Annotated in this window: 18 protein-coding genes; 8 read left to right on the plus strand and 10 right to left on the minus strand. The window is 51.5% G+C overall.

What is annotated here, in order from left to right; translation table 11 throughout:
• Window positions 1–4: 4 nt before the first annotated feature.
• From cobO to glmS, 10 genes are all read right to left on the minus strand, one after another.
• Window positions 5–607: a cob(I)yrinic acid a,c-diamide adenosyltransferase gene (gene cobO, locus ACVXHP_RS00300; RefSeq protein ID WP_200007243.1), complete on the minus strand. Its 603-nt coding sequence runs from the start codon at window positions 605–607 to the stop codon at window positions 5–7.
• A 9-nt stretch (window positions 608–616) separates the two neighbouring features.
• Window positions 617–2,269: a class I fumarate hydratase gene (locus tag ACVXHP_RS00305; RefSeq protein ID WP_137349212.1), complete on the minus strand. Its 1,653-nt coding sequence runs from the start codon at window positions 2,267–2,269 to the stop codon at window positions 617–619.
• Window positions 2,270–2,331: 62 nt separating this feature from the next.
• The gene (glsA, locus tag ACVXHP_RS00310) at window positions 2,332–3,333 is read right to left on the minus strand and encodes a glutaminase A (RefSeq protein WP_304697529.1); all 1,002 of its coding nucleotides are present in this window, start codon (window positions 3,331–3,333) and stop codon (window positions 2,332–2,334) included.
• Window positions 3,334–3,403: 70 nt separating this feature from the next.
• Window positions 3,404–4,711 (minus strand): dicarboxylate/amino acid:cation symporter, encoded by a 1,308-nt coding sequence (locus tag ACVXHP_RS00315; RefSeq protein WP_200007237.1) that lies wholly within the window; start codon window positions 4,709–4,711, stop codon window positions 3,404–3,406.
• Window positions 4,712–4,879: 168 nt separating this feature from the next.
• A complete protein-coding gene (locus tag ACVXHP_RS00320) occupies window positions 4,880–5,197 on the minus strand; it encodes a DUF4387 domain-containing protein (protein ID WP_048212245.1) in 318 nt (105 codons plus the stop codon).
• Window positions 5,194–6,564, minus strand: a complete 1,371-nt coding sequence (locus ACVXHP_RS00325) for an acyclic terpene utilization AtuA family protein (protein WP_200007234.1) — start codon at window positions 6,562–6,564, stop codon at window positions 5,194–5,196. Before ACVXHP_RS00325 ends, ACVXHP_RS00320 begins: the two co-directional genes overlap by 4 nt.
• Before the next feature lie 3 nt (window positions 6,565–6,567).
• Window positions 6,568–7,809 carry a methylaspartate ammonia-lyase gene (locus ACVXHP_RS00330; protein ID WP_200007232.1) on the minus strand — a complete coding sequence of 414 codons (1,242 nt, stop codon included), beginning with the start codon at window positions 7,807–7,809 and terminating at the stop codon, window positions 6,568–6,570.
• Complete coding sequence (locus tag ACVXHP_RS00335) at window positions 7,809–9,254, minus strand: methylaspartate mutase subunit E (protein ID WP_200007229.1); 1,446 nt, start codon at window positions 9,252–9,254, stop codon at window positions 7,809–7,811. The genes ACVXHP_RS00330 and ACVXHP_RS00335 overlap by 1 nt, the downstream gene beginning before the upstream one ends.
• An 18-nt stretch (window positions 9,255–9,272) precedes the next feature.
• Complete coding sequence (glmL, locus tag ACVXHP_RS00340) at window positions 9,273–10,661, minus strand: methylaspartate mutase accessory protein GlmL (protein WP_200007225.1); 1,389 nt, start codon at window positions 10,659–10,661, stop codon at window positions 9,273–9,275.
• Window positions 10,661–11,110, minus strand: a complete 450-nt coding sequence (glmS, locus tag ACVXHP_RS00345; RefSeq protein WP_038638933.1) for a methylaspartate mutase subunit S — start codon at window positions 11,108–11,110, stop codon at window positions 10,661–10,663. Before glmS ends, glmL begins: the two co-directional genes overlap by 1 nt.
• A 98-nt stretch (window positions 11,111–11,208) precedes the next feature.
• Between glmS and ACVXHP_RS00350 the strand changes: the two genes are divergently transcribed.
• The 8 genes from ACVXHP_RS00350 (at window position 11,209) to tolR (ending at window position 17,275) form a co-directional block, all read left to right on the plus strand.
• The gene (locus tag ACVXHP_RS00350) at window positions 11,209–11,343 is read left to right on the plus strand and encodes a hypothetical protein (protein WP_447570654.1); all 135 of its coding nucleotides are present in this window, start codon (window positions 11,209–11,211) and stop codon (window positions 11,341–11,343) included.
• Between the two features lie 986 nt (window positions 11,344–12,329).
• The gene (gene cydA / locus ACVXHP_RS00355; protein ID WP_016152309.1) at window positions 12,330–13,898 is read left to right on the plus strand and encodes a cytochrome ubiquinol oxidase subunit I; all 1,569 of its coding nucleotides are present in this window, start codon (window positions 12,330–12,332) and stop codon (window positions 13,896–13,898) included.
• Between the two features lie 15 nt (window positions 13,899–13,913).
• Window positions 13,914–15,053: a cytochrome d ubiquinol oxidase subunit II gene (gene cydB / locus ACVXHP_RS00360; RefSeq protein ID WP_447570655.1), complete on the plus strand. Its 1,140-nt coding sequence runs from the start codon at window positions 13,914–13,916 to the stop codon at window positions 15,051–15,053.
• A gap of 14 nt (window positions 15,054–15,067) precedes the next feature.
• Entirely contained in the window at window positions 15,068–15,181 is a 114-nt protein-coding gene (gene cydX / locus ACVXHP_RS00365; protein WP_061381940.1) for a cytochrome bd-I oxidase subunit CydX, read from the plus strand.
• Window positions 15,181–15,474, plus strand: a complete 294-nt coding sequence (gene ybgE / locus ACVXHP_RS00370) for a cyd operon protein YbgE (protein WP_200007222.1) — start codon at window positions 15,181–15,183, stop codon at window positions 15,472–15,474. Before cydX ends, ybgE begins: the two co-directional genes overlap by 1 nt.
• Window positions 15,475–15,749: 275 nt before the next feature.
• Complete coding sequence (gene ybgC / locus ACVXHP_RS00375; RefSeq protein WP_003831439.1) at window positions 15,750–16,154, plus strand: tol-pal system-associated acyl-CoA thioesterase; 405 nt, start codon at window positions 15,750–15,752, stop codon at window positions 16,152–16,154.
• Window positions 16,151–16,843, plus strand: a complete 693-nt coding sequence (gene tolQ, locus ACVXHP_RS00380; RefSeq protein ID WP_003022976.1) for a Tol-Pal system protein TolQ — start codon at window positions 16,151–16,153, stop codon at window positions 16,841–16,843. Before ybgC ends, tolQ begins: the two co-directional genes overlap by 4 nt.
• Before the next feature lie 3 nt (window positions 16,844–16,846).
• Window positions 16,847–17,275 (plus strand): colicin uptake protein TolR, encoded by a 429-nt coding sequence (tolR, locus tag ACVXHP_RS00385; protein WP_003022978.1) that lies wholly within the window; start codon window positions 16,847–16,849, stop codon window positions 17,273–17,275.
• The last annotated feature ends 62 nt before the right edge of the window (window positions 17,276–17,337 follow it).

Consider the following 17,337-nt stretch of genomic DNA (forward strand, 5'->3'; position numbering starts at 1 on the left):
AGAGTTACCAGTCGATTCCCACCTGCGCCTGAATACCGCTGTCAAACGCGTGCTTGACCGGGCGCATTTCGCTGACCGTATCGGCCAGTTCCAGCAACAGTGCGTGGCATCCGCGTCCGGTGACGATAACACTTTGTCCGACAGGGCGATTTTCGATGGCGCTGAGAACCTCCTGGGTATCCAGATAGTGGTAAGCCAGCATGTAAGTCAGTTCATCCAGCACCACCAGATCGTAATGCGCATCAGCCAGCATGCGCTTACTTTCTTGCCAGACTACCGTTGCCGCCTCGATATCCGCTTGCCGGTTTTGGGTTTCCCAGGTAAATCCGGTGCCCATAATATGGAATTCAACGCCGAGCGGTTGCAGGGTGTTGTACTCGCCATTATCCCACTGACCTTTGATAAACTGCGCGATGCCAACGGTTTTTCCGTGACCAACCGCGCGCGTTGCCGTGCCAAAGGCTGCGGTGGATTTCCCTTTACCGTTGCCGGTAAAGACAATCAGGATCCCTTTCTTCTCCGTTGCCGCCGCCACGCGGGTATCAACCTGTTCTTTCAGTTTCTGCTGACGTTGGCGGTGTCTGTCATTATTGGCTCGCGCTTCCATCATGTCTCCTTAATGTCCTGCCGGACAGGTTGCACAGCGATGCTGCTGCTCAAACTGGCTAAAGAAGTTATTACCTTTATCGTCGACTAACACGAAGGCCGGCATATTTTTAACTTCCATCATCCAGACTGCTTCCATTCCCAGTTCGGGATATTCCAGGCAGTGCAGGCTTTTAACGTACTGCTGTGCAAGCAGGGCCGCGGCACCGCCAATGCTGCCGAGGCTAAATCCACCGTGTTTGTGGCAGGCGTCAGTGACCTGCTGACTACGGTTACCCTTGGTGAGCATAATGAGACTGCCGCCTTGTGCCTGGAAAGCATCGACATACCCATCCATGCGCCCGCCGGTGGTGGGACCCATTGAACCACAGGCCTGATTTTCCGGCGTTTTGGCGGGACCCGCGTAATAAACGATATGTTTTTTCATGTATTCCGGCATCGGTTCACCGTTATCCAGGCGCGCTTTGATGTTAGCGTGGGCAATATCACGGGCGACAACAATTGGGCCACTTAACGACAAACGAGTACCGATAGGCAGAGCGGACAGGTCGTGCAGAATCTCGCGTAGCGGGCGGTTGAGATCCAGCTGTACGGTTTGGGCGCCATTTTCTACCCGCTGAGAATCAGGAATGAATTTGCCCGGGTTATGCTCCAGCTTCTCCAGCCAGATTCCGTGTTTGTTAATTTTAGCCTTAATGTTGCGGTCGGCTGAGCAGGAGAGGGCCATCGCGATAGGACAAGAACCCCCGTGACGCGGCAGGCGGATCACGCGGATATCGTGGGCAAAGTACTTGCCGCCAAACTGCGCGCCGATACCAAACTCGCGGCTGGCATTGAGCAACTCGGCTTCCAGGGCCGTATCACGGAACGCCTGACCCAGTTCGTTTCCGCTGGTGGGCAGGTTGTCGTAATACTTAGTTGACGCCAGCTTGGCGACTTTCAGCGTCTGGTCGGCAGATAAGCCTCCAACGACGAAAGCGATGTGATACGGCGGGCAGGCGGCTGTGCCCAGTGATTTCATTTTTTCGATCAGAAAGGCGGTGAGCTTTTCCGGCTGCAGAATGGATTTTGTTTCCTGGAACAGCGCCGCTTTGTTGGCCGAGCCGCCGCCTTTATTGACGAACAGGAAACGGTATTCATTACCGGGCGTGGCGCTGATATCGATTTGTGCCGGCAGGTTAGTCTGAGTATTGACCTCGGTATACATGTCCAGCGGGGCATTTTGTGAATAACGCAGGTTGTTTTCGGTGAAGGTGGTATACACGCCTTTGCTTAACGCTTCTGCGTCATCGCCGCCGGTCCAGACATGCTGACCTTTGCAGGCCACAATCGTTGCCGTTCCGGTATCCTGACAGTTAGGCAGCACGCCTTTGGCCGAAACTTCAGCATTGCGCAGCAGCTGCAATGCAACATACTTATCGTTACCGCTGGCCTGTGGATCGTGCAGAATGCTGGCGATCTGTTTCAAATGTCCGGCGCGCAGGAAGAATGAAGCCTCATAAAATGCCTGCTGTGCTAATAAAGTTAACGCTTCTGGCGCAACCTTAATCACTTCCTCTCCGTCTAACTCCGAAACTGTAACATGCTGATTACTCAGTAATTCATATTCGGTACTATCTTTACCCTGAACAAAGAGTTCCTGCCAGACAAATGGTTTAGACATGTTTACTTCTCACCTCTTCGTGTTGTTTGCCGGATAAGCGAAGCGCCATCCGGCATAGAGTTTTATTTTGCTAAAAAGACATTCGCTTCGGTCGCTTCGGCGACATATTCGATCGTTTTCTGGGCACGAACGCTGTTACCGGCTTCATCCAGCGGTGGGGAATAGACGGCTATCGCATATTCGCCAGGCACAACGGCAACCATCCCGCCGCCGACGCCGCTTTTCGCCGGGATGCCTACGGTGTACAGCCACTTACCACTACCGTCGTACAATCCGGCAATGGCCATTTCTGCCAGTACCTGCGGGACATACTTTTCATTCAGCAATTGCTTGCCGTTAAACGGTGATTTGCCTTTGTTGGCGAGTACCGCGCCCATTTTGGCCAGTTGCTCAACGGTGATATCGACTGAGCACTGACGGGTATAAATTTCGACAGCGTCGTCTGTGTTGCCATAGAAGCTGTTATAGGATTCCATCAGCTTCGCCAACGCCTGGTTGTGCTGGTTGGTTTCCATCTCGGATTTGAAAACCGGCTCGTTCACGGTGAGTGTGGCATCGGCCCAGACGTTCAGGTTGTCGAGGATTTTGTTCCAGCGATCGGTTTTATCTTTGGCTTCGATCAGGCTAACGGTGCTCATCGCCCCGGCGTTTACCAGCGGGTTTTCCGGTGCGCCTTTAGTCAACTCCACCGCTAAACCAGAATTGAATGGCATGCCGGTGGCATTGGCCCCGAGTTTATCCAGGACTACCTGAGGGCCATGCTGTTCCATGGCGAGCGCCAGGGTGAAGACTTTACTCAGGGATTCCATTGGGAAGGGTTTGTTAACATCGCCCACCTGATAGATCTTGCCGTCCACCGTGGCAATGGTGATGGCGAAATTTTTCGGGCTGTAGGTCGCCAGGGCAGGAATGTAGTCGGCGACTTTGCCATCGTTGTTACTTTTATATTTCTGATGAGCCTGGTCGATGATCTTTGCGTAATCCGGCGTGGTTTGCGCGAATGAGGTGGCGCAAAACAAGAGGCTGAAAGAAAAGAGACTCACGCCAAGAAGGGTTTTATTCATGGTGTAATCCTGTTGGTGTGTTCATCATCGTGCCGGATAAGCGCGAGCGCCATCCGGCAATAGTGTTGTGTCAGGACATCGCAACTTCTGACGGTTCGGTCACCGGACGTTCTTGTTCCGGTGTCTTCACTGGCGCAGTCCCGCGACAGCCCTGGCCGAAGTGTTCGCCTTCCCAACGACCCACAATGGCAGCGCCCATGGCGTTACTCATGACGTTGGTAGCAGAGCGGCCCATATCGAGGAACGGATCCACACCCATCAGCAGGATCAGACCGGCTTCCGGAATGTTGAACTGGTTCAGGGTGGCGGCGATAACCACCATTGATGCACGCGGTACGCCCGCCATCCCTTTCGAGGTCAGCATCAGGATCAGTAGCATGGTGATTTGCTCACCCATGCTCAGTTCGATGTTGCACGCCTGGGCAATAAATACGGTGGCAAAAGAGCAGTACGCCATCGAGCCGACCAGGTTAAAGGAGTAACCGATAGGCAGAACAAAGCTGGCGATTTTTGAGGAAACGCCGAATTTTTCCAGCTTATCCAGCGTGCCTGGGAAAGCGGCTTCAGAGCTGGAGGTGGTGAAGGCCAACAGTGCAGGTTCGAGGATGGATTTCGTTAAACGCGCGATGCACGGCCCGACGATCATGGTGGACAGGCCGATCAGGATCGCCCACAGCATACCCAGCGTCAGGTAGAACTCACCCATAAAGATCCCGGCGCTGACCATCACACCCAGACCACGTTCGGCAATCAAACCTGAAATAGCGGCGAAAACGGTCAGTGGCGCAAACAGCATGACGTAGCCCGTCAGCTTCAGCATCACGTGTACCAGTGAATCCAGAACCTTCACGATAGGCTCGGCTTTTTCACCAATCGCAGCCAGGCTGCAACCGAGGAAAATTGAGAAGACGACGATCTGCAGAATTTCGTTACGTGCCATCGCATCAACAATACTGGTTGGTACTGCGTGCGAGATAAATACTTTCAGCGTGAACGGCTCAGACTTAACGGCGGCAACAGCGCCAGCGTCATGCGGAACAAAGTTGATGCCAGCGCCTGGCTGGAAGATATTAACGATAACCAGGCCCAGCGCGATTGACAGCAGTGAGGCACAAATAAACAGGAAGAAGGTTTTCGAAAATATACGTCCCAGCGTTTTGGCATCGCCCATTTTGGCAATACCCACAACCAGAGTTGAAATAACCAATGGCGCGATAATCATTTTCACCATGCGTAAGAATATGGTGGTGAAAATGGAAATATCTGCTGCATAAGATTTTGCCGTTTCAGCCGCAACCATATTATTTATGGCCACCCCGGCAATCATGCCGAGTATCAGGCCTAATATGATCATCTTCGTTAAACTTATTTTCTTCATGTGTACTCCATCGGATAAAGGCTGGTAATTGGAATTATGTAGGGTGGCATGCGCCTGAACCTGGACAGCAGCTCAGACGCACGCCTGTTGTGACCAACCGCATGAATAATTCGAAGCACTGTGATACAGCTGAATTCTGTGCTCCAATGGTTGTTATTGTGTTTTGTATTACAAGTCGAACTCAATACTTAATAATGGCGCGTGTTGCTGCGCACCATAAACATCATTGTCACCGACATTGCCGGAGATAATATCGCGCGGCATGACAATTTTTACGGCATTCGCCGGGTCAAACCAGACAATATTATGAATAAAGTCAGGCTCAACGTTATATAAACCGGCAATAAGCTGTGGCGTTAATTGTTCTGAACGCTTCACTCGCTGATAATCTTCACGGGTTTTAAATAAAATATCTAAAACCAGTTCGTACGGTCCGGCGTTTTTGGAACGAATGACTTGCGCCAGTGAACAAATTGAGTGTTTCATGCCTGAACTCCTTCTGGCGTCACCTGTTCAATGTGGAAATCAAAACGCAGCGCATCGCTCGCTTCAATCAGGTGATAGATCGAGAACTCATACACTGGTCCACTCTGAATATCGGATGGCGAGAACGGGAAGGCGAGGTTGCCTGCGGTCGCAATGCGATTTTCATAGCCGTAGTGCAGCAGGGTAGAGCGCACCAGCGAGCAAACGCTGTTGGCGATATCCTGCGTCGGCGCGACGACGTCCAGTAAAATCCCCAGCTCATGACCGGCGGTTTTCATCGGTTCATGGTTGCCCATCACACCGTTCTTACCGTACAGATGGAAGGTCATACGGATACTGTCGTCATTCAGCGAGAGGTTACGCTTAACGCTGGCCTGTACCTCTTCGAGAATGGCGTCAATTCCGGCAATCATGATCGGGTCGCGCGTTCCGGCGATGGTCAGGCAGCGGAAGCCAACCTGGCGTGCGCCTTCCAGTTTCAACGCATACGGCGTTTCTTCATGACGCGAACCGCTGACATACACTTCGCCGTCGTTAACCTGGGTGAAGGTGCATGCTTTCAGGTTCAGCACACCGCCCGGCCCTGGCAGGAAGTACGGATCGGACTTCTCATACAGGGTGTGCGCCGCCGCGGAAGTTTCTGTGAACTTACGCTTGGGATTGAACGCCTTCAGCGTAAAGCCGTTGTCGTCAATAATCCCCATCGCACAATCTGAGCCAGAGCCTGGGGTGGCGGCAATGGCGGCACACTCAAGGATCTTACCGCAATGAAGCGCCAGACCTTCATCAAAGCCCTGCATAATCGGCAGCGCGGCGAAGCAGGCCGGATCGTAAGCACGTCCGCCCAGTACCACCTGCGCACCGGCTTTCAGCGCACGCTGGAAAGGCTCGACGCCCATCTGCGCGACAATGTAGGTGCTGTCTTCAATTGCCTCGTGAGTCAGTTCAGGCACAAAATCGAGCGCGGTGATTTTGCCGTTATCCAGCGCCTGATGAACGATTTCTTTGTCGACATCAGACGGGATGAGCGCCATGGAGAAGGACAGTTTTTCCTCCTGGGCAATCTCATGGATTATCTGGCGACACCACTCCAGATGCGGAGCGGCACCTGAACCACCGGCCGTGCCAATCACTACCGGGATGTTGTTCTTAACGCCTGCCACGATCATATAGCGCAGATCGCGTTTCACACCGGCTCTGTCGGTAAACGGTTTACCCGCCCCCAGGTAGTGGGGGCCTGGATCGGAGGAACCTGCGTCAACAGCAATAAGATCCGGTGACTCTTCCATGGCTTTACGAAAACTTTCTTCCGGGAAGCCATAACCCAGGATAGCCGTAGGCGATAAGATCTTAAATGTGCGTGCCATCTCTTAATCCTTAGTTTGCAACAGCGCGATGGTGCGGTTCATTTCGTTAAACACGATGTTGAGACCTTCATCGAAGCCCATACCTGGTTTGACCAACATGCGCATAGGACGCGCGGCCAGCGCGACGTGTACGCAGGTGCGAGCACTGATTTCCGTTTCGTTACAGGTACCGCCCTGATAGGCTTCCATCGCGTGTTTGTTGCAATACAGCACCGCATCAACGATGTTATGAATACCGCCCAGATCTGGGGTTTTGATCTGCACCATGTGGCAACTGCCCGCGTCGGTGAAGTCCACGATGTCCTGATAGGTGTTACACCACTCATCCGCAACGATTTTCACGCCGGAACCCAGACGGGTCAGCTCTTTGGTAATGGCGGTTAACATGCGGATCTGATCCGGCTTGTTACCGGCATCCACCGGACCTTCAATGTACAGCGGCAGGCCCTGAGCTTCCGGTTCCAGGCTGGCGATGTATTCAGCGCAGCGCACCGGATCCATATCGAAGATCAGACCGATAGTGCCATAGACATCAATGTGCAGCGTCGGGTGATAACGCTCGCTGGTGCGCAGGCTTAAGATGCGATTAGACAACCAGCGCACATACTCACGCAGTTTTTCACCTTTAAAGCCCAGCTTCTCTTCCACGTTGTTGATCAACGCATGCGGCAGAACGTCCACGCCTTTGAGGATCATCTTGTCGACGGCGATATAACGGTCATCACCGCTCTGACCAAATAATGGAATGGCTTCCGGGACGCACGGCAGTTGCCACTCGTCGCACACCACTTCAGTTTTCAGACGACCGGTCGCCAGTGCGGCCGCGTCGAGCAGCGCCTGAGACAGACCATAGCGGACTGCGGTATGCAGCAGATGGCCGTCGATACGCAACTGATCAAAGAAGCGGGCATTTGGCAAGAAGGCATCCACGTCACGGCCTTCCAGCAGCGGTTTAATGTGATCGTTGAGGAACGGAATGAAGTTTTCAGCCAGGAACAGTGGGTCACGACCGCCTGCGCCTGAATATTGCACCGCTGCACAATCGCCTACCGCTACTGCGCCGTTTTCCAGAACCAACTGTACAGAAACGCATTCACCCGCCTGGCGAACAGAGGTAAAGCCAGGCGTTACCGGATCGCCGGTATAGATAAACCCGTCATGACCGGCACCGTTTTTGATGGCCTGCTGATCGTCAAAATAAAATGAGGAGTAGCCAGCGGTGAAAAGGGCCTGTTTAATTTTCATTATGGTCTTCCTATTAATTTACTGTGGGATACGGCGTTGATGTCATCAATGACCATCTGGAAAGAAGGTTTGCGGCCTTCGAAATGGGCGCGCTCTGCGACGTAGTCATGGTGCAGGGCGAGAATATCTTTCGGCAGCGGAACGGCGCCGGCTTCGAGAATACGGATGGCGCCTGTGTTATCGCGCACCGGCAGGATCTTCCCGGCGTTACAGGCGGCAGGGGCGAAAGGCACATCCAGCACGCCTGCTTCAAAGGCCAGCACCGTACCGCGCGCAATGTCGCCATTGCCGAGTTCAAAGACTTTTTTCAGCACCGCGCGGACTTCGCTCTTGATCAGCTCGACTTCCTGTTCCACGGCTGCGCACTGCGGGAATTTCTGGTCGCTGACCATGTTGAGCATCTGGCGTGACGCTTTAAGGCCTTGAGCGTTAGCGGCCGCTGTTGGGATACCGAACGCTTCGTGCGGGCTTTTGGTGATCACTTTTGTTGCGCCCGACATACCGGCAACCGCTGCACCCCAGGCGATAACAGAGAAGGCTTTCGCTTCATCTTCCGGGAAGCCGCCCATCCACTGGTGGAAAACGGTGCTCAGTTCATAATCGTCGAAGCCGTGGTTATGGAAGTATTCGTGGGACAGCTCACGCAGCGCCTGAATAGCGGCGATATCCTGCGTCAGGCTACCAACCTGACCATAGCCGACGGTGATTGACTTCACGCCCTGTTCCAGCGCCAGCAGACCTTCAATAATCGCCACCGAATGGGACATAAACGGTGGGATCAGGGTGCCGGTCAACGGACCAAACGGTTCGCGGTTGATGCGAATACCGTTCTCTTCATACAGACCCATCAGACGATCGCAGTACTGCCAGTCGCGGATGGATTTTTCCAGGGTGACGCGTTTGGCGTAAGGGATGTTGTAAGAGATACCGCCGCCTTCGTAGCTGGTAAAGCCACTGGCCATGGCGATTTCTGCCAGCAGACGCGCATCCGGCGTCCCGTGGCGAACCTGGATCGGTTTTTCCAGTGACTCAGTCATACGGCGGCAGGCAGCAACCCCGTGATTGACGACCGGTAAACCATTCAGCTTGGAAGTACCCGCTTCGATGGATTTCTGGATCCCGACAGCGGCTTCTTCATAGCGGTTCAAACGGGTATAGGCATCGATAGTACTTGGCAGAAGATCGCACTCTTCCTGCAACGTTTTGAGCAATGCAATATGCTCGTCCATTAGTGCAACGCCTGCGCGCGGCTGACTCAGGGTTTTACCTTCCTGATCGGCCTTCAGCAGGGCGAGGGAAAAGCGCTTCTTGTCTGGAATTGATTGCTGGTATTTCACGCCATCTTCGAAGTTCTCAACGTCTTTGCCGGTTTCCCAGGTTTGCAACACCTGATGCCTTTCGGTCATGAATTCGTCATGGGTCAATTTTTTATTTCGAAGTTCCATTCGTAGCTGCCTTAAGTTTTATAGGGTTAAACACTGAATGCTGGTGCGAGCAGCGGCTTGCGGGTACAGCCTGGCGACGTTTGCCAGTAGAGGGAGCAGGCCATTTGAATCGCGGTAATACTCAAACTGGTTCGGTAACAGAATTCTTTTACCCTGGTCGTCCAGCTCCCTGTATTTGAGCCAGTTATGGATATCGAACTGGCTGGCGCGAGAGAGCCATCCACCTGAACCGACGACTTTGCGTACGGTGGTGAGATCGCGACCCATCTGTAAATCCACGTTACCCACGCAGGTGCAAACCTGCTTTTTAGTGCCCGCGTGGCGCTCAGCGGCATAGCCCACGCATAAACCTGCCAGCAGAGTGTCGAAATATTTCTCCTCCTCGCTGAGTGGCAGGTAATCCGGCTGCCCAACCAAATGACGCAGGTAGCGGTAAAACGCTTCCTCGCGCTGCGGCTGTTGGGCGAAGATGACTTTCACCATATCCTGCGTACTTTCTCCCACCACGACGGCGGAAACGCGCATTCCCAGGTCGCCTTCAACGGTACGTTTGACGAAAGGCTCTGGAACACCATGCAGGACGGTATCGGGGGAGAGGGTATTCGCGCTGGCCGAATAGACATCCGTGGTGGCTCCGCCCATATCAATCAGCATGAATTCCTTCCATGCACTGTCGTAATCGCTAATGGCTTTGACTAACTCATATACCGTCCATGGCGTCGGCATTGGCTCTTCGCCTGTTTCACCGACAATGACGTCCAGACCTTTGCCTTTCACAATGCGCGACAAAAACACATCGCAAATCGCCTGGCGCGCGGCAAACGGATTCGGGTGATCGAGGTCAGGCAGAATGTTGTCTACCGTGGTCAGATCCTTGTGCCCGAGAATCGTTTGTATTTCGTCCTGAATGTCCCGGTTTCCTGCGTAGATAATGGCGCAATCCAGCTTCGAGTCTGCCAGCGCACGCGCATTCGCCAGACCGTAGCTTTCTTCTCCACCGTCTGTACCGCCGGTAAATAACAGGATGTCCGGTGGTGATGATTCCAGCTCCTGTATGTCATGACGGTTCAGCTTGTACGAATAATATTGCGCGATTTTCGCTCCTGCCGAATGGGCGGTAACTTTTGCCGATTCCAGCGTAATGGAAGGCACCAGCCCCATCGCTGCAACGGCGAGTCCACCCTTGGCCGAGGAGGAGTATTTCAACTGCACTTCACCACTTTTCAGTAACGGGCGAGCATCGGCAACATTCAGCACCTGATTCAGGCTGGCAAAAAAACCGTCTGCCAGATGATGTGTGGTGGTTGGGGTCAGGACATGGTTTACCAGGGTTAACTCCTCGCCTTCATGGGCGAAGAGGGCTGCCTTGGTCCAGGTCGAGCCGATATCGACAGAAACTGTTTGCATCAGATAGCCTCTTCCAGGCAACGCTGTTCGAGGCCATTGTGTTGGTGAATATCATTGGCGATAAGCGCGCAGACATCTTCCAGATCGTGGCTGGGGGCGAAGACGCGATTAAATCCCATCTCTTTAAACTTCACTTCCACATCGGCGAAGTCATGTTTGCCTACAACCAGGTTGCCGCCGACGTACAGCAGAATGTCACCGAGTCCGCGTTCGATGCAGCGTTCACGTAACCCGAGGCAGTCAATGTCACCATGACCGTAGATGGAGGACACCACGATGGCATCAGCGCCTGTTTCAATCGCGGCATCAATATATTCATCCTGGCTCACCATCACCCCGAGGTTGATTACGTGAAAATCATGCGCAGTAAAAACGCGATCCAGAACTTTATTGCCTACTGCATGGCAGTCAGCACCGATAACGCCAATAACAAGTGTAGATTTTTTCATGGGTAATCCTCTGTAGGGCTGATGGTCAATAAGTGAAAATTCTTTTCTAATATTCAGAGCTTGGATTGTGACAACCTTTTAATAGGGTTGGAGTTTCTGTGGAAGAGAAAAAGGAAGCAATTGATCTATTTTCAAAATATCCTGATAAAAATGATTGTTATATTGCATTCTTAAAAAATGTGTTTTTAATCATGTTGTTACGTCGTGGTTTGTGTGCTGGTTTTAATCTTTAAGAAAATCGCGTAATAAATAACTTGCCATGTTTGTGATCAAAATCTTATTTTGTTGTGCGCATCATTCAGGTCATGCTTTTAATAATTTCATAAAATCTCCTCACTAAATAAGTTGTGAACCATCTAACGGTTTTTTATTTATTAATCTTATATGTCACAATTATTTCTTTGTTAAATTTAGGATAAAAATGATAATGAATTGTTTTTGTCATATTTAATCTTTGCCACAGAAGCGAAGAAGTGGCGTGAACGATAACTTACGGTGATGATAAAAGTGACAGGCGGACGTTCTGCGCCAGAACGTTTAATACAATGCGTTGGTCAACGGAGAGCGTTTTCGCTTCCAGTTGAGATAGTTACATCTCGGTGTTAATTATAAGTAAAAATAAAATGAATAAATTGTATGAAATAACTATTCCACACCTTGCTAAACAAAAAACTGTGAGCTACCCAGCAATAGTGACTCTTTATCTGCTATCAATTTTGTCTGCCTGAGCGGTTAAAAGACCGTGTAGATTTAAATAAATATTCTATCATTTGTAGTAACGACAAATACTCATTGAAAAACATGTTGTTAACATAGTGTTCACTAGTCACCTTAGTGTTAAACACCATTAACAACAAAATTGAAAATTGATTTAAATCAAAGTTTAAAACTTGGAAAACCACACCAAAAGAGGTTAAATTGCCGCAGATCAAATTGGTCTGAAAGTGATAAATTAGCTATAAATTGATCACTATCGAAAAATGCAAATTTGTCTCGATAAAAACCTGTTTATTGTAAGGATTTTACGGCGTAATATAATTGCGGGATCAATTTGAGTGTTTTATTAACATGTTTGTAACCTTTCATCATTGTCTTTTCTTCAACTGAGAAGAATGAACAGCGGCGGAAGGAAGCAGATAAATTTGTATTGGGGCATGCGTGTGACCCTTTCTAACGGGGTTCACTCTCGGAGTCTTCATGCGATGAGCAAGGAGTCATGATGTTAGATATAGTCGAACTGTCGCGCTTACAGTTTGCCTTGACCGCGATGTACCACTTCCTGTTTGTGCCACTGACGCTCGGTATGGCGTTCCTGCTGGCCATTATGGAAACGGTCTACGTCCTTTCCGGCAAACAGATTTATAAAGATATGACCAAGTTCTGGGGCAAGTTGTTTGGTATCAACTTCGCTCTGGGTGTGGCAACCGGTCTGACCATGGAGTTCCAGTTCGGGACTAACTGGTCTTACTATTCCCACTATGTAGGGGATATTTTCGGTGCGCCGCTGGCTATCGAAGGTTTGATGGCCTTCTTCCTCGAATCCACCTTTGTAGGTCTGTTCTTCTTCGGCTGGGACCGTTTGGGTAAAGTCCAGCATATGTGCGTCACCTGGCTGGTGGCCCTGGGTTCTAACCTGTCCGCACTGTGGATTCTGGTTGCTAACGGCTGGATGCAAAACCCAATCGCGGCGGATTTCAACTTCGAAACCATGCGTATGGAGATGCTGAGCTTCTCCGAACTGGTGCTCAACCCGGTTGCTCAGGTGAAATTTGTTCACACTGTGGCATCGGGTTATGTTTGCGGCGCGATGTTCGTTCTGGGTATCAGCTCCTACTATATGCTGCGCGGTCGTGACTTCGCGTTTGCTAAACGTTCTTTTGCTATCGCTGCCAGTTTTGGTATGGCTGCTATCCTCTCCGTTATTGTTCTGGGTGATGAATCCGGTTACGAAATGGGCGACGTGCAGAAAACCAAACTCGCTGCCATCGAAGCAGAATGGGAAACTCAGCCTGCACCGGCTTCCTTTACGCTGTTCGGTATTCCTGATCAGGATGCGCAGGAAAACCATTTTGCGATTCAAATTCCTTATGCGCTGGGCATCATTGCCACCCGCTCTGTTGATACACCGGTTATCGGTCTGAAAGACCTGATGGTGCAGCACGAAGAGCGTATCCGTAACGGGATGAAAGCGTATCAACTGCTGGAAGAGCTGCGTGCCGGTACAACCGATCAGGCCGTTCGTGACCAGTTCAACAGCATGAAGAAAGATCTGGGTTACGGTCTGCTGCTGAAACGCTATACGGATAACGTCACCGACGCGACCGAAGCGCAAATTCAACAGGCAACGAAAGATTCTATTCCTCGCGTTGCGCCGTTGTACTTCGCTTTCCGTATCATGGTGGCGTGCGGCATTCTGATGCTGGCTATCATCGCAGTGTCCTTCTGGACCGTGATTCGTAACCGTATCGGTGAGAAAAAATGGCTGCTGCGCACCGCGCTGTATGCGATTCCGTTACCGTGGATTGCTATTGAATCCGGTTGGTTTGTCGCAGAGTACGGCCGTCAACCGTGGGCGATTGGTGAAGTGTTACCGACTGCCGTGGCGAACTCTTCACTGACCGCTGGCGACCTCATCTTCTCGATGCTGTTGATTTGCGGCCTGTATACCCTGTTCCTGGTCGCTGAACTGTATCTGATGTTCAAGTTCGCACGCCTTGGTCCGAGTAGCCTGAAAACCGGTCGTTATCACTACGAGCAGTCCACTGTGACTTCTCAGCCGGCACGCTAAGACAGGAGTCGTCAAATGATCGATTATGAAGTATTGCGTTTTATCTGGTGGCTACTGGTTGGCATTCTGCTGATTGGTTTTGCGGTCACTGATGGCTTCGACATGGGGGTGGGCATGCTCACCCGTTTCCTCGGTCGTAATGATACCGAGCGTCGAATTATGATTAACTCCATCGCCCCACACTGGGACGGTAACCAGGTTTGGCTCATCACCGCGGGTGGCGCACTGTTTGCTGCCTGGCCGATGGTGTATGCCGCTGCGTTCTCCGGCTTCTATGTGGCGATGATCCTGGTACTGGCGTCGTTGTTTTTCCGTCCGGTCGGTTTTGATTACCGCTCTAAGATTGAAGACATGCGCTGGCGCAATATGTGGGACTGGGGCATCTTCATTGGTAGCTTCGTTCCGCCGCTGGTTATTGGTGTGGCGTTCGGCAACCTGCTGCAAGGGGTTCCGTTCCATGTTGATGAATATATGCGTCTGTACTACACCGGTAACTTCTTCCAACTGCTGAATCCGTTTGGTCTGCTGGCAGGTATCGTGAGCGTAGGGATGATCATCACTCAGGGCGCAACCTATCTGCAGATGCGTACGGTAGGTGAACTGCATCTGCGCGCACGTGCAACGTCACAGGTTGCTGCGCTGGTGACTCTGGTCTGCTTCGCGCTGGCGGGTGTGTGGGTGATTTACGGTATTGACGGTTATGTTGTGACCTCTGCACTGGATCATCACGCTGCCTCTAACCCGCTGACTAAAGAAGTGGCGCGCGTAGCTGGCGCATGGATGGTGAACTTTAATAATGCACCTGTCCTGTGGCTGGTTCCTGCGCTGGGCGTCGTTCTGCCGCTGTTGACCATCCTGACTTCTCGTATGGAGAAAGGAGCATGGGCATTCGTCTTCTCTTCACTGACGTTAGCCTGCATCATCCTGACTGCCGGTATCGCAATGTTCCCGTTTGTGATGCCATCCAGCACCATGATGAACGCAAGTCTGACTATGTGGGATGCCACCTCCAGCCAGCGCACATTGAACCTGATGACCTGGGTCGCGGCGGTGTTTGTACCGATAATTCTGTTGTACACCAGCTGGTGTTACTGGAAGATGTTCGGTCGCATCACTAAAGAAGATATTGAAAGTAATACCCACTCTCTGTACTAAGTAAGGAGCTAAATATGTGGTATTTCGCATGGATTTTGGGAACGCTTCTTGCCTGTGCATTTGGGATAATCACAGCCCTGGCGCTTGAGCACGTTGAATCAGGCAAAGCCGGACAAGAAGAAAGCTGATGACCAAGCTTATCGCGATGGTATATGCGGTAATGGACAAGCGCCCCTTGCGGGCGCTTTCCTTTGTGCTGGCAATCGTGTTGGCTGGCTGCATATTCTGGGACCCGTCACGTTTCGCGGCCAAAACCAGTGAGCTTGAAATCTGGCATGGTTTTCTACTGATGTGGGCTGTCTGCGCTGGCATCATTCACGGCGTTGGCTTCCGTCCTCGCGCGGTGCACTGGCAGGGCATTTTCTGCCCGCTGATCGCGGATATCGTCCTCGTTGTTGGTCTGATTTTCTTCTTCTTTTGAATAAGAAACATCCTTAAATATTTATGGGCTTGCATAAGCCCATAATTTTTTACTCTCCGTTTACTTTCCCCCATTCCAAAGCACCATTCCCGCGCGTATAGTAGCGAAGTTTGAAAGCACTAACCTTTTGTTGCATTACCGGGATGTACAGTGAAGACAGCGCGATATACAACGACATTCTTGAAGCATCGCGGCGGCAAAAACGCGAGTCACCAGGCGCTTACCAGGGTAAGCAACGGGTGTGAGTGGACGAAGCCAACAAAGAGGCAGTAAGAATGAATAAGTATATGTTTCGATGGCCGGTTCGTGTCTACTATGAAGACACCGATGCCGGTGGGGTGGTTTACCACGCCAGCTACGTCGCTTTTTATGAAAGAGCACGCACAGAGATGCTGCGTCATCATCACTTCAGTCAGCAGGTGCTGCTGGCAGAGCGCGTAGCCTTTGTGGTGCGCAAGATGACTCTTGAGTATTTTGCGCCTGCGCGGCTCGACGATATGCTCGAAGTCCAAACCGAAATTACGTCAATGCGTGGCACCTCATTGGTTTTCACGCAACGCATTGTCAACGCAGAGAACACCGTGCTGAATGAAGCCGAAGTTCTGATTGTTTGCGTTGATCCACTCAAAATGAAGCCTCGTGCGCTTCCCAAGTCTATTGTCGCGGAGTTTAAGCAGTGACTGACATGAATATCCTTGATTTGTTCCTGAAGGCAAGCCTTCTGGTTAAACTTATCATGTTGATTTTGATTGGTTTCTCAATCGCATCCTGGGCCATTATTATCCAGCGGACCCGTATTCTGAATGCCGCTTCACGTGAAGCAGAAGCATTTGAAGACAAGTTCTGGTCTGGTATTGAGTTGTCACGCCTGTATCAGGAAAGTCAGGGGCGTCGTGATAATTTGGCGGGGTCGGAACAAATTTTCTATAGCGGATTCAAAGAATTTGCGCGTTTGCACAGGGCAAATAGCCATGCGCCGGAAGCGGTCGTTGAGGGGGCATCTCGTGCGATGCGAATCTCGATGAACCGTGAACTGGAAACGCTGGAAACGCATATTCCATTCCTCGGCACCGTCGGCTCCATCAGCCCGTATATCGGTCTGTTCGGTACCGTTTGGGGGATCATGCACGCGTTTATCGCGCTGGGCGCGGTAAAACAGGCAACGCTGCAAATGGTCGCACCGGGTATCGCGGAAGCGCTGATTGCAACGGCTATCGGTCTGTTTGCGGCAATCCCGGCGGTTATGGCTTACAACCGACTGAATCAGCGCGTGAACAAGCTGGAGCTGAATTACGACAACTTTATGGAAGAGTTCACCGCGATTCTGCACCGCCAGGCGTTTACCGTTAGCGAGAGCAACAAGGGGTAAGCCATGGCCAGAACGCGTGGACGAGGTCGTCGCGAACTTAAGTCCGAAATCAATATTGTACCGCTGCTCGACGTACTGTTGGTGCTGCTGCTGATCTTTATGGCAACCGCGCCGATCATTACCCAGAGTGTGGAAGTCGATCTGCCGGATGCGACCGAATCGCAAGCCGTCAGCAGTAACGACGAACCGCCGGTCATTATTGAAGTTTCCGGCATTGGGCAATACAGCGTGGTGGTTGAAAAAGATCGTATGGATCAACTGCCGCCGGAGCAGGTTATCGCGGAAGCGAAAAGCCGCCTGCAGACCAATCCGAAAACGGTCTTTTTAATCGGTGGTGCGAAAGACGTGCCTTATGATGAAATAATTAAAGCGCTGAACTTGTTACACAGTGCAGGCGTAAAATCGGTTGGCTTGATGACGCAGCCAATCTGATGTCTGCGTATTGCTGGCTTGAAAGATAGCGCGTAACAGGCGAACAGTTTTTTGGGAACCGA

Source organism: Citrobacter freundii complex sp. 2025EL-00176 (genome assembly GCF_053309355.1).

Bases quoted from the DNA above. Each gene is read 5' to 3' on its own strand.
- cydB (WP_447570655.1), top strand. From the start codon at position 13,914: ATGATCGATTATGAAGTATTGCGTTTTATCTGGTGGCTACTGGTTGGC.
- ACVXHP_RS00330 (WP_200007232.1), bottom strand. From the start codon at position 7,809: ATGAAAATTAAACAGGCCCTTTTCACCGCTGGCTACTCCTCATTTTAT.
- ACVXHP_RS00335 (WP_200007229.1), bottom strand. From the start codon at position 9,254: ATGGAACTTCGAAATAAAAAATTGACCCATGACGAATTCATGACCGAA.
- tolR (WP_003022978.1), top strand. From the start codon at position 16,847: ATGGCCAGAACGCGTGGACGAGGTCGTCGCGAACTTAAGTCCGAAATC.
- ACVXHP_RS00320 (WP_048212245.1), bottom strand. From the start codon at position 5,197: ATGAAACACTCAATTTGTTCACTGGCGCAAGTCATTCGTTCCAAAAAC.
- cydX (WP_061381940.1), top strand. From the start codon at position 15,068: ATGTGGTATTTCGCATGGATTTTGGGAACGCTTCTTGCCTGTGCATTT.
- ybgC (WP_003831439.1), top strand. From the start codon at position 15,750: ATGAATAAGTATATGTTTCGATGGCCGGTTCGTGTCTACTATGAAGAC.
- cydA (WP_016152309.1), top strand. From the start codon at position 12,330: ATGTTAGATATAGTCGAACTGTCGCGCTTACAGTTTGCCTTGACCGCG.
- ACVXHP_RS00305 (WP_137349212.1), bottom strand. From the start codon at position 2,269: ATGTCTAAACCATTTGTCTGGCAGGAACTCTTTGTTCAGGGTAAAGAT.
- ACVXHP_RS00325 (WP_200007234.1), bottom strand. From the start codon at position 6,564: ATGGCACGCACATTTAAGATCTTATCGCCTACGGCTATCCTGGGTTAT.
- glsA (WP_304697529.1), bottom strand. From the start codon at position 3,333: ATGAATAAAACCCTTCTTGGCGTGAGTCTCTTTTCTTTCAGCCTCTTG.
- glmS (WP_038638933.1), bottom strand. From the start codon at position 11,110: ATGAAAAAATCTACACTTGTTATTGGCGTTATCGGTGCTGACTGCCAT.
- ybgE (WP_200007222.1), top strand. From the start codon at position 15,181: ATGACCAAGCTTATCGCGATGGTATATGCGGTAATGGACAAGCGCCCC.
- glmL (WP_200007225.1), bottom strand. From the start codon at position 10,661: ATGCAAACAGTTTCTGTCGATATCGGCTCGACCTGGACCAAGGCAGCC.
- ACVXHP_RS00315 (WP_200007237.1), bottom strand. From the start codon at position 4,711: ATGAAGAAAATAAGTTTAACGAAGATGATCATATTAGGCCTGATACTC.
- cobO (WP_200007243.1), bottom strand. From the start codon at position 607: ATGGAAGCGCGAGCCAATAATGACAGACACCGCCAACGTCAGCAGAAA.